Origin of the sequence: Streptomyces sp. NPDC050418 (assembly GCF_044458745.1) — a bacterium.
GTDB lineage: Bacteria > Actinomycetota > Actinomycetes > Streptomycetales > Streptomycetaceae > Streptomyces.
In genome coordinates, this window is sequence record NZ_JBITIG010000003.1 from 364034 (window position 1) to 378327 (window position 14294).

14 protein-coding genes are annotated in these 14294 nt (G+C 70.4%); 6 read left to right on the plus strand and 8 right to left on the minus strand.

Annotated elements, in window-relative coordinates; all coding sequences use genetic code 11:
- Positions 1–11 precede the first annotated feature (11 nt).
- Positions 12–518 (plus strand): hypothetical protein, encoded by a 507-nt coding sequence (locus tag ACIBI4_RS09090; protein WP_399202991.1) that lies wholly within the window; start codon positions 12–14, stop codon positions 516–518.
- A gap of 353 nt (positions 519–871) precedes the next feature.
- Here the strand turns inward: ACIBI4_RS09090 and ACIBI4_RS09095 are convergent, their stop codons facing one another.
- Both ACIBI4_RS09095 and ACIBI4_RS09100 read right to left on the minus strand, forming a co-directional pair.
- Complete coding sequence (locus ACIBI4_RS09095; protein WP_399202992.1) at positions 872–2263, minus strand: ATP-binding protein; 1392 nt, start codon at positions 2261–2263, stop codon at positions 872–874.
- An 83-nt stretch (positions 2264–2346) separates the two neighbouring features.
- Positions 2347–3069, minus strand: coding sequence for a response regulator transcription factor (locus tag ACIBI4_RS09100; RefSeq protein ID WP_399202993.1), 723 nt, complete (start codon positions 3067–3069; stop codon positions 2347–2349).
- 193 nt (positions 3070–3262) lie between these two features.
- Here ACIBI4_RS09100 and ACIBI4_RS09105 point away from each other — a divergent pair, with 193 nt between their 5' ends.
- Positions 3263–5746: an MMPL family transporter gene (locus ACIBI4_RS09105; RefSeq protein WP_399203236.1), complete on the plus strand. Its 2484-nt coding sequence runs from the start codon at positions 3263–3265 to the stop codon at positions 5744–5746.
- Here the strand turns inward: ACIBI4_RS09105 and ACIBI4_RS09110 are convergent.
- On the minus strand, positions 5739–6980 hold the full coding sequence (locus ACIBI4_RS09110) for an MFS transporter (RefSeq protein ID WP_399202994.1): 1242 nt from the start codon (positions 6978–6980) through the stop codon (positions 5739–5741). The two genes, ACIBI4_RS09105 and ACIBI4_RS09110, sit on opposite strands and share 8 nt — an antisense overlap.
- Positions 6981–7060: 80 nt before the next feature.
- On the opposite strand from ACIBI4_RS09110, the gene ACIBI4_RS09115 reads away from it, so the two are divergent.
- From ACIBI4_RS09115 to ACIBI4_RS09125, 3 genes are read left to right on the plus strand one after another with little or no spacing between them, the layout of a single operon-like run.
- Complete coding sequence (locus tag ACIBI4_RS09115; RefSeq protein ID WP_399202995.1) at positions 7061–7591, plus strand: MarR family winged helix-turn-helix transcriptional regulator; 531 nt, start codon at positions 7061–7063, stop codon at positions 7589–7591.
- A 50-nt stretch (positions 7592–7641) separates the two neighbouring features.
- On the plus strand, positions 7642–8034 hold the full coding sequence (locus ACIBI4_RS09120; protein WP_399202996.1) for a hypothetical protein: 393 nt from the start codon (positions 7642–7644) through the stop codon (positions 8032–8034).
- Positions 8034–10526 carry a DUF4132 domain-containing protein gene (locus ACIBI4_RS09125; protein WP_399202997.1) on the plus strand — a complete coding sequence of 831 codons (2493 nt, stop codon included), beginning with the start codon at positions 8034–8036 and terminating at the stop codon, positions 10524–10526. The genes ACIBI4_RS09120 and ACIBI4_RS09125 overlap by 1 nt, the downstream gene beginning before the upstream one ends.
- A gap of 70 nt (positions 10527–10596) precedes the next feature.
- On the opposite strand, the gene ACIBI4_RS09130 is transcribed toward ACIBI4_RS09125, so the two are convergent.
- The 5 genes from ACIBI4_RS09130 to ACIBI4_RS09150 all read right to left on the minus strand — a co-directional run bounded on the left by ACIBI4_RS09130 (position 10597) and on the right by ACIBI4_RS09150 (position 12813).
- Positions 10597–10785, minus strand: a complete 189-nt coding sequence (locus ACIBI4_RS09130) for a hypothetical protein (RefSeq protein WP_399202998.1) — start codon at positions 10783–10785, stop codon at positions 10597–10599.
- Positions 10786–10790: 5 nt separating this feature from the next.
- Positions 10791–11000: a hypothetical protein gene (locus ACIBI4_RS09135; RefSeq protein ID WP_399202999.1), complete on the minus strand. Its 210-nt coding sequence runs from the start codon at positions 10998–11000 to the stop codon at positions 10791–10793.
- A 44-nt stretch (positions 11001–11044) separates the two neighbouring features.
- Positions 11045–11704, minus strand: coding sequence for a TetR/AcrR family transcriptional regulator (locus tag ACIBI4_RS09140; protein ID WP_399203237.1), 660 nt, complete (start codon positions 11702–11704; stop codon positions 11045–11047).
- Between the two features lie 128 nt (positions 11705–11832).
- Positions 11833–12384, minus strand: a complete 552-nt coding sequence (locus ACIBI4_RS09145; protein WP_399203000.1) for a thiol-disulfide oxidoreductase DCC family protein — start codon at positions 12382–12384, stop codon at positions 11833–11835.
- Positions 12385–12387: 3 nt separating this feature from the next.
- On the minus strand, positions 12388–12813 hold the full coding sequence (locus tag ACIBI4_RS09150; protein ID WP_399203001.1) for a hypothetical protein: 426 nt from the start codon (positions 12811–12813) through the stop codon (positions 12388–12390).
- Positions 12814–12948: 135 nt separating this feature from the next.
- On the opposite strand from ACIBI4_RS09150, the gene ACIBI4_RS09155 reads away from it, so the two are divergent.
- Complete coding sequence (locus ACIBI4_RS09155; RefSeq protein ID WP_399203002.1) at positions 12949–14280, plus strand: protein kinase; 1332 nt, start codon at positions 12949–12951, stop codon at positions 14278–14280.
- The last annotated feature ends 14 nt before the right edge of the window (positions 14281–14294 follow it).

Genomic DNA, 14294 nt, shown 5'->3' on the forward strand with positions numbered 1-14294 from the left:
AGGGTGGAGAGATGGGCTTCTCTGTGTCGTTCAATCCGGCCATGCCGTCAGGTGCTGTGCCTCCTGCTTCAGCGGGTCTGGAGCCGGGTGACGATTACGAAACCCTGGTCATGAAGGCGTGTAGCGTCGTCTCTGACGCTGGAGGCGGAACATTCCACCTGGGCGGCTTCGGGAGTGATGTATGGCCACTCGATGTTGCATATGACTTGTCTGCCTTCATGGAGCAGTTCCCGTCACTTCTGGCGGGCGTGCGCGACCGTCGCGAAGTCGAGGTGGATCTATACTCGCAGGGTGTCGAGAGGGCTTTGACCTTCCGCCCAAGCGGGGATCTCGTGATTATTCACTGTGATTCGCGGACTAATTGGGTTCCGAATCCAGAGCGCGAGACCATTACGCAGAGTTCACTAGTCGCGATGCTCGTGAAATTGGCCGAAAACTTTGCCAGAGGCATGAAGCTGGCCAATTCTGAAATATTGGAAGTCCCGCCATTCGATCGTTGGCTTGAGGGTGACGTATAGGTCGTTGACGGGGGCGGTCAAGAGCGGTGCTGAGGGTGACCTGTGACGCTTTCTTGTTCGAGGATGGGTGCGGGTTCGGTCGAACGGCGAGTGTCTGAGGATTCTGAATGAATATCTCAGGGGTGCACTCGACATGGCAAACCCGGAATTCTTGGTCGAGGCCATGGCGCGATCGAGTGCCGGTTGACCCCCTTCGCGGGCGAAGTGGATGACGACCCAGAAGTAGTATTCACCTGCTCTGGTAAAGAGCGCCATCAAGCCGTTTCACGGTCTTGCAGAGCAGTTGCCTGTCCGTCGCCAGATGGCGATCGGGGGTGCGCGCTGATCGCCGAGGTCCCTGTCGACCGGTGGATCTAGGCCCGCCGGTTCCCAACCGGCAGCCCTACCCTCACCGTCAGTCCCGCCCCAGACCCCGTCCGCACCCCCACCAACCCGCCATGCCCTTCCACCACCCCCTGCACAATCGCCATCCCCAACCCACTTCCCGCCCCACCCCCAGCCCGGAAAAACCGGTCGAAGATGCGTGCCGCGTCCTCCTCCGGCATGCCCGGGCCTTCGTCCGCAACCACGAGCAGGGCGCGGTCGGAATCCTGCGTCACTTCAATGCGGACCGCGGCTGAAACAGGTGTGTGCGTGCGGACGTTCGTCAGGAGGTTGCCCAGGACCTGGCGTAGGCCAGATTCGTCCGCGCGGATCAGGAGTGGGGATGGGGCCGAGACTGTGATCGGGCGGGAGGGTTGCTGGATGCGGAGGTCCTCCGCCGCCTCCCGGGCCAGGCGGCTCAAGTCCACCTCGCCGAGGATCAGTTCGGCCTGTTGGTCCAGGCGCGCCAGCAGGAGGAGCTCTTCCACCAGCCGCGCCATCCGATCCGTCTCCGCACGAACCCGCTGCCCCGCCCGCTCCCGCTCCGACGACTCCCGCAGCATCCCCTTGTCGAACAGCTGCAGATAGCCGCGGATCGCCGCAAGCGGCGTGCGGAGTTCGTGGGACGCGTCCGCGACGAAGCGGCGGAGTTGGGACGTGGTGCGTTCGCGGGTTTCGAAGGCGGATTCGACCTGGTGGAGCATGGTGTTCAAAGCCAGGCGGAGCTGCTCGATTTCGAGTACGGGGTTCTTCTGGGCCGGGACGCGTTGGGTGAGGTCGCCTTCGGCGATCGCAGAGGCCGTCTCCACCATGTCTTCCAGCGGGCGGAGGCGGTGGCGGGCGCCCATCAAGGTCAGCCCGCCGAGCAGGAGGAGCAGCAGAGCACCCACGCCCAGGTCCACCTTCAGGGAGCGGGCCATGCCGTCTCGTACCGCCTCGGTGGAGGTCGCCATGACGACGACCGTGCCGTCGCCGAGCCGCGCACCCACCGCCCGGAACTCGTCGCCGCCGAACCGCACGTCTCGTATGGAGGGGGAGGAGGAAAGGCGGGACGGGTCGGAGACGGCGTCCGCGAGTTCGCGCTGGCGTGCGGTCGGTGGGATGCCCGCGAAGGTCAGCGGGCGGCCTGCGTCGTCCACCGCCACGAACACCGTCTCCGGGCGGGGCAGTGAGCCCGCCGCGTCCGCGAGCAGCAGGTCGTCGCGGAGGGAGCCGATCGCGCTGAGGGCGTCGATCTGCTCGCGCGTGAAGCCCGTGCGCTCCAACGCCGTGCGTGACGAAGCCAGTTCGGAGTCGATGCGGTCGAGGAGGTAGTGGCGCATCGCCATGATGGAGACGGCTGTCGCGACGACGATGCCGAGTGCGAGGACGAGCACGTTCATCACGGTGAGCTTCGCCCGCAGGGTCGCCAGGCCGTGGTGGCGCCGGCGGTCCCGGCGGGAGCCGAGCGCGGAGGTCAGGCGCCTCACGTGGCCGCCGCCAGGCCGTAGCCCACCCCGCGCCGCGTCGTGATCAGTGAGGGGCCGAGCGGGGCGAGTTTGCGGCGCAGATAGCTGATGTACGTCTCGACGACGGTCGACTCCGGCTGGTGGTGCTCGTACTGCCATACGTGGCGCAGGAGTTGTTCCTTGGGGACGATGCGCCCGCCGTTGCGGACGAGGAAGCGCAGCAGCGCGTACTCGGTCGGCGTCAGCTGCACATCGCCGCGCGTGCGGTCCACGCGGCGGACGGTGTACGTCGTCTCGTCCAGTTCCAGGCCCCCGTACGAGAGCGAGGGACGCTCGGGCAGCACGTCGGCGGGGCGCGTGCGGCGCAATACGGCGGTGATCCGCGCGACCACCTCGTCGATGTGGAACGGCTTGGTGATGTAGTCGTCGCCGAAGCCGAGCGCGCCGACGATCTCGGCGGGCGCGTCCCGCGCGGTCACGAATACCAGGGCCGTCTCCGGGTATCCGGCGCGCAGTTCGCGCCCGAAGGCGCGCCCGTCGCCGTCCGGCAGCATCACGTCGAGCAGCGCCGCGTCGAAGCGGCGCTCGGTGATGCGGGCGCGGGCCTGGAGCAGGCAGCTCGCCCACACGACCTCGAAGCCGTGGTACCGCAGGGCGATGGTGAGAACGTCCGCTATGGAGGGTTCGTCCTCGACCACCAGTACGGACTGTCCCTGCCCCACTTCATCCCCGCCACTCATGACCCCAGTATCCGTCGGCTCGTTGTACGGGGGACCGGGCCGAGCCTTGGAGTTCCTTGAGAGTCATGGCCGCGCTGCGCCACGCACGCGTACAGGCGGGGATTCTGAAGCCCTGACGGGGGCTCCGAAGCCCTGGCCCAGGGGGACGACCGACCGCTGACGGACCGACGAAAGGGCAGGAATCGTGGCTGCATTGGCACGGTGGTGCTACCGGCACCGCCTGGTCGTCCTCGTGCTGTGGGTGGGGGCGCTGCTCGGCGTCGGGGCGGCGGGCTCGCAGGCCGGCACGGATTATGCGAACGTCTTCAGCCTTCCGGACACGGATTCGAAGCGTGCGTACGACCTGATGACGGACGCCTTCCCGCAGAGCGCCGGTGATACGGACACCGTGGTGTGGCGGGTCGACGAGGGGTCCGTACGGGACGAGGACGTACGGGAGCGGATCGAGCCCGCGCTCAAGGAGATCGGCGGGTACGCGGGCGTCGGCGAGGTGTCGTCGCCGTACAGCGAACAGGGCGCGGCGCAGATCAGCCGCGACGGACGGACCGCCTACGCCCAGGTGACCTTCACCGAGCAGGCCAACGCCGTCCCGAAGGCGCTCGTCGAGGACGTCGTGGACACGGCGCAGGACGCGGCGCGCGACGGCCTGCAGGTGGAGCTCGGCGGGCAGGCGATCACCAGGATCCAGGAGCCGCCGACCGGGCTCGCCGAGATGGTGGGCATCGCGGCCGCCGCGGTCGTCCTCTTCCTCGCCTTCGGTTCGCTGTTCGCGATGCTGCTGCCCATCGTGACGGCCGTGTTCGGCGTCGGCATGGGCATGATGGGGACCTCGTTGCTCAGCCATGTCACCGACGTCCCCGAAGTCGCCCCGCTGCTCGGCTCGTTGATCGGGCTCGGCGTCGGCATCGACTACGCGCTGTTCATCGTGACCCGGCACCGGCGCGGCATCCAGCGCGGCCTTGATCCGGAGGAGTCGGCAGTCGCCGCGCTCAACACCTCGGGGCGAGCCGTCCTGTTCGCGGGCGGGACGGTGTGCATCGCGCTCGCCGGGATGCTCGTGATGAACATGCGCTTCCTCGACGGTGTCGTCATCGGCACCTCGCTGACCGTGGTGATGAGCGTGCTCGCCGCGATCACGCTGCTGCCCGCGATGCTCGGGGTGCTGGGGCCGCGCGCATTGAGCAGGCGGCAGCGCCGGAAGCTGGCGGCCGACGGGCCCGAGTCCGGGGACGCGAGCGGTGCGGCCGCGCGCTGGTCCGGGTTCGTGCAGCGGCGGCCGCGGTCGATCGCGTTCCTGGCCGTGGTGGTCATGGCGGCGCTCGCGATCCCGGTGCTCTCGCTGCGGCTGGGCGCCACCGACCAGGGCAACCACCAGGAGTCCACGACCACGCGTCAGGCGTACGACCTGCTGGCGGAAGGTTTCGGCCCGGGGTTCAACGGGCCGCTGCAACTGGTCAGCACGGGCGGCGACGACGGTCTGCTCGCCCGTGTGAACGCGGCCGACGGGGTCGCGGCGGCCGTGCAGATGCCGGTACCGCCGGGCTCCGACGTCTCCGTCATCCAGGTCGTGCCCACCACCTCACCCCAGTCCGTCGAGACCGACGAACTCATCGACCGGCTGCGCGACGACGTGATCCCGGCGGCCGGCACGGACACCCATGTCGGCGGTGTGACCGCGGTGTTCAAGGACTTCGCCGCCGTCACCGGCGAACGCATCCCGCTGTTCGTCGGCGCCATCATTGGCCTGGGCTTCCTGCTCCTGCTGATCGCGTTCCGCTCGCTCGTCGTCCCTCTGACGGCGGCCGTCATGAACCTCGTCGCCGCCGCGGCCTCCTTCGGCGTCCTCGTCGCGATCTTCCAGTGGGGCTGGGGCGCGGAGGCGCTCGGCCTCGGCAAGGAGGGCCCGATCACCGCCTTCCTGCCGGTCATCATGCTCTCCCTCCTCTTCGGGCTCTCCATGGACTACCAGGTGTTCCTGGTCAGCCGGATGCACGAGGAATGGGTGCATACGAAGGACAACGCGCGGGCGGTACGGGTCGGCCTCGCGGAGACGAGCCGCGTCATCAACTCCGCGGCCCTGATCATGATCTGCGTGTTCTCCGCGTTCGTCCTCAGCGGCGACACGGAGGGCGCGATGGCGGGCATCGGACTCGCGGCGGCGGTCGCGCTCGACGCGTTCATCCTGCGTACGGCGCTCGTGCCCGCCGCGATGCATCTGCTCGGGCGGTCCAACTGGTGGCTGCCGGGGTGGCTGGAGAAGCGGCTTCCGCACTTGGCGGTGGAGCCGAAGGAGGAGGCATACCTCGCGGAGGAGCCGTACCTCGCGGAGGAGCCGGTGGCGGCCGAGCGGCTTGACGAAGCCGGCGTCCCCGCCCAGCGCACCGAAGCGGTCCCCGGCGGTGCCTCCGCCGTCCACGGCTTCCTGCGCACCCCGGACGGCAGCCCGGTCGCCGACGCCGTGCTCACCCTCGTCTCCCGCGGCGGCCGCCAGCTCGACCGCGTCGACTCGCTGGCCGACGGCTCGTACATCCTGGCGGCCCCCGGCCCCGGCTCGTACCTCCTCGCTGTCACGGCGGCCGGGTACGCCCCGCGCGCCAGGCACCTCATGATCGGCGGGGAACCGCTCGTCTACGACGTGGAACTCGCCGCCGAGGAAGCGGTGGACGCGCTCAGCTGACCGTCTCCGTCTCGGCCTTGCGCCCCGGCGCAGGAGTACGGGAATCGGCGGCCCGGAAGTCCCGTACGCCGGGGACCAGCGCCGTCCCCGCACACGCCACCGCCACCACACCCGCCGCGATCCACAGCGGAACCGCCGGACCCCACAGGTTCGCGGCGAGCGGGGCGAGGGCGTAGCCGAGGGGCATCGCGCCGAGCGAGAGCAGCCAGTCGTACGAGACCACGCGGGCCAGCGCGTGCGGGGGGATCGCCTGCTGGACGGCGGTCTCCCACACCGGGTTGAGGAAACCGAGACCCGCCTGCGCGATCCCGTACGCGCCGATCACCAGTGGGGCGGGGGCGCCCGCGGCGAAGAGCCCGAGGGGCAGTGCGTACGTGGCCAGGCCCAGGTTCGCCGTCAGGATCGGCCGCCGGGGCCGGGCCCGCGCGGCGAGCAGCGAGCCGAGCAGCAGCCCGCCCGCGCCGACCTGGAGCAGCAGCACCCAGGCGCCCTCGCCGCCGAACTCCCGTACCGCGAGGGCGGGGCCGAGGGTCATCAGGACGGCCGCGGCGCCGTTCCACGCGGAGTGGCCGATGAGGCTGACCCAGTACCAGTCGCGGCTGCGCATCTCCTGCCAGCCCTCGGCGAGATCCGCGCGCAGCGACCGCCGCTCGACCTCGACGTTGCGGACCCGGGTGAAGCCGAGCAGGACGGCGCTCAGGGCGAAGGAGACGCCGTCGAGGAGGAACGCGAGGCCGGGGCCCGCCAGATACACCAGGAGCCCGGCGAGTGCGGGCCCGCCGAACCGTGCCGAGCTGCGGACGATCCCGAACAGGGCGTTGGCCCGGTGCAGCTGGTCCCTCTCCACCGTGCCCGTGACCAGCGGGGAGATGGTCGGCATCGCGAACGCGGAGGCCGCGCCGCCGATCGCCTCGGCAACCGCGATCTGCCACAACTGCGGCTGCCCCGCGAGCAGTTCGACCCCCACGAACAGCTGGCTCGCGGCCCGTACGGCATCGGTGACGAGCGCGACGGTCCGCGCCGCGAACCAGTCGCCCGCGACCCCGCCGATCGGCAGCAGCAGCAACTTGGGGACCGTCGCGCACGCGAGGACGAGACCCATCGCCGCGGCGGAGTCCGTGATCTGCAGGACGGCGAGCGCGAGCGCGGCCGGGATCACCGCGTCGCCGATCAGGGAGAGGGAGCGGCCGGCGAAGAACAGACGGAAGTTGAGGGTGCGCAGGGGGTGCGGCATGCACCCGAACATATTTCGGTACCGAACTATTCGTCAACGAAATATTTGGTTCCGAACGGCTGCGGCGTACGCTGCTCCGCATGAAGCAAGGGGAGCCGTTGCGGCAGCAGGACTGGACCGACGGGCACGTGGCGCGCTGGCTGCCCGTGCTGCCCGGTCTCGACCCCGACGTCGAGGGTGCCGTGACGCGCATGAAGAAGCTGTCCGTGCACCTGATGCGCGTACGCGAGCAGTCCCTCGTCGACTTCGACCTCGACCGCCAGGAATTCGACACCCTGCACAAACTCGCCGGCCGCTCCGGCCGCGCCACCCCCTCCGAACTCGCCGCCGACCTCGACCTGCGCCCCGCGTCGGTGACCGGCCGCCTCGACGGCCTGGAGAAACGCGGCCTCATCCGCCGTACGCCGTCCCGCACCGACCGCCGAAAGGTCGATGTCGAGCTCACGGAGGACGGCCGGGCGACCTGGCTGGGCGCGATGGACATGCTCGGCGACGAGGAGACGCGGCTGCTGCGCGTCCTGCCCCCGGCCGAACTGGCCCAGCTCTCCGACATGCTGCGCCGGATCATGGTGGTCGCCGAGGAGGGCGGCGGGGCGGGCTGGAAGGCCTGAACTCCCAGGCCGGCGGCGGTTGTCAGTGCCGCGCTCTAATCTCCTTGGGCATGGGGAGACTGACGTTCGTCGACGAGACGACAGCGGGTGAGCGCGCCGAGGCGTGGGGGCTTGAGATCACCGAGGAGCGGCTCACGCTGCGCGAGGTGATCCGGCGGCGTGTGTTCCAGGAGGTCGCGGAGTACCACGCCGCGTCGCCGGCGGTCTTCCGCGGGCTGGTCCAGCCCACGGACACCGAGCGCACGCTCAACGGGTACGAGCTGAAGAAGCCGCGCCGGCTCGATCCGGAGCGGCAGTTCGAGCGCGCGGTGGAGGCGTTCGGGCGGAACGGGTTCCTGGTGCTGGTGGGGGACCGGCAGATCGAGGAACTGGACGAGGAGATCGAGCTGCGGCTCGGGGTCGAGGTCACGTTCTTGAAGCTTGTTCCGTTGGTGGGTGGCTGATGCTGAGCAGATACCCCGAACGGGTCGCCGCCGTCCGAAGGCTCGCTGCCGAGAGCGATGTGTATGGCCTCGCAGGCCAGCTCCTGGACGTGGCCATCAGCAACGACAACAGCTGGGAAGGTGACGGCGCCGAGATCCTGCACACGCTCCGGGTGCTGCCCGAGGGCACCGCCCGGCTGCTGGCGGATGAACTCATCGAGCGCACCGAGGTGTTCCACCGGACCTCGCCGTCGCGGATCAACGCGCTGGGACTGGTCACCCTGCTGCGCCGCGGGCTGCCCGACGACCGGCTCGCAGCCGAGCGGCAGGAGCGCCTGGCGCACTACGGGGCGATGCACTCCGTCTGGTCCACCCACGAGGTGAAGACCCTGGTCCGCGCCGAACTCGACGCGGGCCGCAGCGTTCCCGGCCCGGTCGTGGCGACCCTGCGCCGCTCGGCCGTGCAGCAGTACCACCCCGACAAAGAGCTGAAGAAGCTGCTCCAGGAGCTGACTGACCCTGTGCTGAATCCCGGAGAGGCCTGGTCCGACCGGGCCATCGCCGATCTCGCCGAGACTGGGGAGGAGGCGCGCCCGTACTGGCGCGCCCTGCTCCTGCAGGCCGCGTCGGCCACGTCGGCGAAGCCGACAGGCAAGTGGGACAAGGCGACCATGGCCCTGATCGACCGCATCGGCGCCGGCGCGGTACGCGAGCGGATCACCTGCTGGCTCGGGCTTGTCGGCCTGCCGCGCACCCAGCCGTTCGCCGACGACGGGTACTACCACCACGACGACGCGTACGACCCGTACAACGCCGACGCCCTCCGCGGCCTAGCCTGGACCCTCTCCCTCCTGCCCGCCGACCGCGACACCACCCGCACCCTCGGCCGGGTCGTCGAGGTGTCGCTGCGCAAGGTGCCGGGCCTGGGCCCCCGCAACCCCAAGGTGGCCAACGCCTGCGTCGTCGCGCTCGCCCGCACCGAGGGCGAGGCGGCCCTGGCCGAACTGGCCAGGCTGGCCACACGCTTGACGTACAAGGGCACCTTGAAGGTGCTCAACAGCGGCCTCGACCAGCGCGCCAAAGCCCTCGGCCTCACGCGCGAGGAGATCGAGGAGCTGGCCGTCCCCGCGTACGGCCTCACCGAGGTGGGCCGCAGCGTCCACCAACTGGGAGATGCGGCGGCCGAGTTGCTGGTGCGCGGCTCCAAGGCGACGCTGACCTGGACCAACGCGGCCGGGAAGACCGTGAAGTCCCCGCCCGCCACCGTCCGGCGCGACCACCCCGACGAGCTCAAGGAGCTCAAGGCCGCCGTCAAGGACATCGACAAGATGCTCGGCGCCCAGGCCGAGCGCCTCGACCGGCAGTTCCTCGCGCGCCGCACCTGGGCGTACGACAAGTGGCGTGCCCAGTACCTCGACCACCCGCTCCTCGGCACCCTCGCCCGCCGCCTCCTGTGGACGGTCGACGGACAGCCGGTCGGGTACGCGGACGGGGAGCTGCGCACGCTCACGGACGAACCCGTCACCGCGGGGATGCAGGTCGAGCTGTGGCACCCCATCCACCACGGGCCCGACGGGATCGTCGCCTGGCGCGACTGGCTGGAGCGGCATGGCATCACCCAGCCGTTCAAGCAGGCCCACCGCGAGGTGTATCTGCTGACGGACGCCGAGCGGAACACGGGCACGTACTCCAACCGGTTCGCCGCCCACATCCTGCGCCAGCACCAGTTCAACTCCCTGGCCGCACTCCGGGGCTGGCACGCCAAGCTGCGGCTGAGCGTGGACGACGAGTACCCGCCGGCGTACAAGGAGCTGCCGCAGTGGGGGCTGCGCGCCGAGTACTGGATCGAAGGGATCGGCGACGACTGGGGCGCCGACCTCACGGACTCCGGCAGTTACCTGCGCGTGCGTACCGATCAGGTGCGCTTCTATCCCATCGACGCCCCGCACAACAGCGCGCACGCGGGCGGCGGCGAGTACCGCATGTGGCTCAGGGGAGGGGCGGAGCCCGTCGACGCCCTGCCGCTCGCGGACATCCCGCCGCTCGCGCTCAGCGAAGTCCTGCGCGACGTCGATCTGTTCGTCGGCGTGGCCAGCGTGGGCAATGATCCGACATGGCAGGACGGCGGTCCCGAGGGCCGCTTCCAGGAGTACTGGACCTCGTACGGCTTCGGCGAGCTGAACGCGGGTGCCGAGACCCGCCGCGCCCTGCTCACCCGCCTCATACCGAGGCTGGCGATCGCCGGCCGGTGCACGGTCGAGGGCCGCTTCCTGCACGTGCGCGGCGAACGGCACACGTACAAGATCCACCTCGGCTCGGGCAACATCCTGCGCACGCCGAACGATCAGTACGTGTGCATCGTCCCCAAGGGCACCTCGGCCGCGGGCGACCCGGCGGCCGGCGGCTACCTCCCCTTCGAGGGCGACCGCGTCCTGTCGGTCATCCTCAGCAAGGCGATGCTGCTCGCGAAGGACAAGGAGATCACCGACCCGACGATCCTCAGCCAGCTTTGAGCCCTCAGCCCTCAGCCCTCAGCCTTCAGCCCTCAGCCCTGAGCGCCGAGGTCAGTGCCCTGCGTGCGCCTCACGTACCGGCCGCCATCACCCCCACCACCGCGAGGACGAGGAGGGCGAACGGCAGGCCCGCCGCTCCCGCCGCGATCGTCCAGCCCGCGCTCGCACCGGACTTGTGCGCGACCCAGCCGCACAGCAGACACATCAGCCCCAGGTAGACGATGAGCACCATGAAGAGCAGGAGCACGACGACGGCCATCGCGGTCACCGTGCGACGACGGCAAGGCCGCCCGCCGTCACCATGAGCGGCATCCCGATCGTGGCGGCCGCGATCAGCCAGCCCACTTTCGGCCGGGTCCAGGCGCCCGCCGCGGCGGATACGACCGCCATGAGGAGGACGTAACCGAGGGCCGCGAGGACGAAGAGGACGAGGAGACCGAGGGCCAGCAGGAGCAGCATGCCGATGAGCATCATCGCGGTGACCTTTCAGTGGGGCCGGTGCCGGCCCTCTGATCGGGTCAGCGCTTGGTGGTGCCGGGCTCGGCGTCCGAGGCGTCCTCGTCCGTCATCCCCGGCAAGAAGTCCACGAACAGTTCATGGACCTCCCGCACGAGCGGCCGCAGCACCCGGAACCGGGCCAGGGCCACGCCGCGTGTGGTGAGCTTTGCGCCGCGGTCCGCCAGGCGGTAGCAGCGTTCGCGGGCGGGGGAGCGGTCGAAGACCCAGTACAGGACGAGGCCCATCTGGGAGAGCCAGAGCATCTCGGGGAGGATGTCCTTGAGCTCTTCCGGGATCTTCGCCTTCGAGCCGGCGAGCACCTCGCGGTGCACGGCGATCGCCGCCTCCCGCGCGTGCGCCGAGTCGGTGGAGAAGGGGCTGAGCGGCGAGTCCGGGTCGGCGGCGTTCTTGAAGAACTGCGCCGCAAATTCGTGGTACGGCTCCGCGATCTCCAGCCACGCCCGCAGGACGCCCGAGATCCGCGCCTCCAGATCCGTCTCGCGGTCGAGCACGGGCCGTACGGCGGCCTCGTGCTCGGCGGCGATCCGGTCGTAGAAGCCCTGGATCAGGTGCTCCTTGCCGGCGAAGTAGTAGTACGCGTTGCCGACGGAGACCCCGGCCTCCTTGGCGATCACCCGCATCGTCGTCTTGTCGTAGCCGCGTTCCTGGAAGAGCCGCATCGCGGTCTCCAGGATCAGCGTCCGCGTCTGCTCGCTCTTCGTCTGCTCGCCCTTGGCCGCGGCCGCGGCCTCCGGCTGCGCTGACGGCACGTTCACGCTCTTCTTCCCTGCTGGCACGGTTCCCGAGCCTAACGACTCGGACAGCGTCCGGAGTCACAAGGCTCCGGGTGCCCGGCGTACGACCAGCCGTGCTGCGGGTGGTACACCCACCCGTCGCCCCGCCGGTACACCCCGTCGCCCCAGCCCTGCCCCTGGCCGGCCCCGCGCTGCCCCTCTCGGTACTTCGCCGCCGCGAGGACCGCGGCCCGCGCGAAGCGGGCCCCCGCGGGTGAGGCGAACCGGTGGGCCAGCGGCCGGTGTTCGGCCAGCGCCCACAGGCACACGACCCAGGCCGCGGGCCCCTGGTACACCTGCCCGCCGTCCCCGACGACCGTGATCTCGTCGAGCGTCCGCCCGTGGTCGATCCCCGGGAACCTGCGCCGCGCCTCGTCCGAACCGGCGGGTACGAGATCCAGCGGCACCAACTGCCGCTGCCGTACGAGCCAGTTCCGCAGGTGGGTGCAGAGCGAGCACTCCGCGTCGTACAGGACGGTCAGCCGGCGGACCGGGGCGTACGCCACGCCCCGGCCAGCCTGCCCCGGGGCCGCGCCCCGGCCCCCCGACCTCTGAGCGGTCCCCATCGCTCAGGCCCCCGCGGGTGCCGCCCACGCACCCTGGTCGCCGCTGAACCCCTGCGGCGGTACGGGCGGCATCTGCTCGCGCTCCATGATTCCCCGGCGCCGGATCTTGTTGAGGACCCAGACGTTGCCGAGGTGCATGACCCCCAGCACGAGCAGTACCACCCCGAGCTTCACCGACAGCGCCTCGAAGATCCCCCGCGCGTCGGTGATCAGGTCGTCCGCGTTCAGATAGAGCGCGACGAACCCGAGATTGACGAGATAGAAGCCGACGACGAGCAGGTGGTTCACCGCTTCGGCGAGCTTCTCGTTCCCCTTCAGCACGTCGCTGAGGAAGATCCGTCCGTTGCGGCTGAGTGTCCGCGCGACCCAGATGGTCAGACCGATGCTGATGACCAGGTAGATGACATACGCGGTGACCGTGAGGTCCATGACCAACGCTCCCTTGAACGTGTTCAAAACCTTGTGGGCATGACTGTAGCGCTGGTTTTGAACGCGTTCAAGCCCTGGCTGCCGCGACGCGGCTCTCGCTAACCTGATCTCCGGCTTGGGGAGGCGGGGCGGGCGATGTCGATGAGTCTCACGGCGGGTCAGTTACTGGATCAGGGGCGCTACATCGTCGAGGAGCGCATCGGCTCGGGCGGCATGGCGGCCGTCTACCGCGCGCGGGACACCGAGCTGGAGCGCACGGTCGCGGTGAAGACCATGAGCGCCGCGCTCGCCGCCGAGGAGAGCGGCCGCGAGCGTTTCCGCCGCGAGGCCCGGGCCGTGGCCAGGCTCAGCCATCCCAACGTGGTCGCGGTCTTCGACGTACGCGAGGAGCCGCTGCCCGGCGGGCCGTTGTCGTATCTCGTCATGGAGTACGTCGACGGGCAGACGCTCGCCGCGAGCATGCCGGCCGGTCCCGGGGCCGGTGCCGGGGATCTCGACCGGACGCTGCGCGTCACCGGCGAGATACTCGACGCCCTGGCCGCGAGCCATGCGCAGGGCATGGTCCACCGCGACATCAAGCCGGCCAACGTGATGGTGTGCCCGGACGGTTCGGTCAAGGTCATGGACTTCGGTATCGCGCACGCCCTGGAGACACCGGGCACCGCCCTGACCCGTACGGGCACGGCGATCGGTACGCCGCACTACATGTCACCCGAGCAGTTCGAGGGGCAACGCGGCCTGGACGGCCGCTCCGACCTCTACTCGCTGGGCGTCGTCCTGTTCGAACTGCTCACGGGCGAGGTCCCGTTCGACGCCGACTCCGGGTTCCAGGTCGGCTACCAGCACGTGACCAAGCCTCCGCCGACCCTCGGCGAGCGCGGGGCGCGGGTCCCGGCCGCGGTGGAGGCGCTGGTGGCGCGGGCGCTGGCCAAGGACCCGGCCGACCGGTTCGCGGACGCGGAGGCCATGCGGGCGGAGGTCCGGCGGCTGCGCGAAGGCGGTACGGGACCGGTGGGAGCGGCGCACGGTGCCGCGGCCTCCCCGGAGGCCGAGACACGGCCCGTGCCCGCGCCGAACCCGACCAGGGCGTACGGCGGCGGTACGGGAGGGCAGCCGCAGCCTCCGCCCCAGTGGAGCGGACAACCCGTCGCCCCCGCCTACCAGCCGCCCACGCCCACACGGACCGCATCGAAGCTCGGCCGCTGGGCCCGGCGGCTGGTCCGGGCGTACGTCCTGCTCCTGACCAGCGGGCTGTGCACCCTGGTCTACGTGAACAGGTCGGAGGTGGAGGGCCTCACCATCCCGGCGCTGGGGGCGGTCGGCTGCGCCGTCGCGGGGATCTGGGTGGCGGCCGGGGTGCTGGGCCGCGCGAGAGCGCTGCAGCGCTTTGCGGCGCTGCTCGCGCTGGCCGGGAACGGCTACTTGCTGCTGGGCGTACTGAACGAAATGGTGGCGCGTGCCAACTAGGGCCGGGACAGGCC

Bases quoted from the DNA above. Each gene is read 5' to 3' on its own strand.
- ACIBI4_RS09090 (WP_399202991.1), top strand. From the start codon at position 12: ATGGGCTTCTCTGTGTCGTTCAATCCGGCCATGCCGTCAGGTGCTGTG.
- ACIBI4_RS09095 (WP_399202992.1), bottom strand. From the start codon at position 2,263: ATGAACGTGCTCGTCCTCGCACTCGGCATCGTCGTCGCGACAGCCGTC.
- ACIBI4_RS09100 (WP_399202993.1), bottom strand. From the start codon at position 3,069: ATGAGTGGCGGGGATGAAGTGGGGCAGGGACAGTCCGTACTGGTGGTC.
- ACIBI4_RS09110 (WP_399202994.1), bottom strand. From the start codon at position 6,980: ATGCCGCACCCCCTGCGCACCCTCAACTTCCGTCTGTTCTTCGCCGGC.
- ACIBI4_RS09115 (WP_399202995.1), top strand. From the start codon at position 7,061: ATGAAGCAAGGGGAGCCGTTGCGGCAGCAGGACTGGACCGACGGGCAC.
- ACIBI4_RS09120 (WP_399202996.1), top strand. From the start codon at position 7,642: ATGGGGAGACTGACGTTCGTCGACGAGACGACAGCGGGTGAGCGCGCC.
- ACIBI4_RS09125 (WP_399202997.1), top strand. From the start codon at position 8,034: ATGCTGAGCAGATACCCCGAACGGGTCGCCGCCGTCCGAAGGCTCGCT.
- ACIBI4_RS09130 (WP_399202998.1), bottom strand. From the start codon at position 10,785: ATGGCCGTCGTCGTGCTCCTGCTCTTCATGGTGCTCATCGTCTACCTG.
- ACIBI4_RS09135 (WP_399202999.1), bottom strand. From the start codon at position 11,000: ATGATGCTCATCGGCATGCTGCTCCTGCTGGCCCTCGGTCTCCTCGTC.
- ACIBI4_RS09140 (WP_399203237.1), bottom strand. From the start codon at position 11,704: ATGCGGCTCTTCCAGGAACGCGGCTACGACAAGACGACGATGCGGGTG.
- ACIBI4_RS09145 (WP_399203000.1), bottom strand. From the start codon at position 12,384: ATGGGGACCGCTCAGAGGTCGGGGGGCCGGGGCGCGGCCCCGGGGCAG.
- ACIBI4_RS09150 (WP_399203001.1), bottom strand. From the start codon at position 12,813: ATGGACCTCACGGTCACCGCGTATGTCATCTACCTGGTCATCAGCATC.
- ACIBI4_RS09155 (WP_399203002.1), top strand. From the start codon at position 12,949: ATGTCGATGAGTCTCACGGCGGGTCAGTTACTGGATCAGGGGCGCTAC.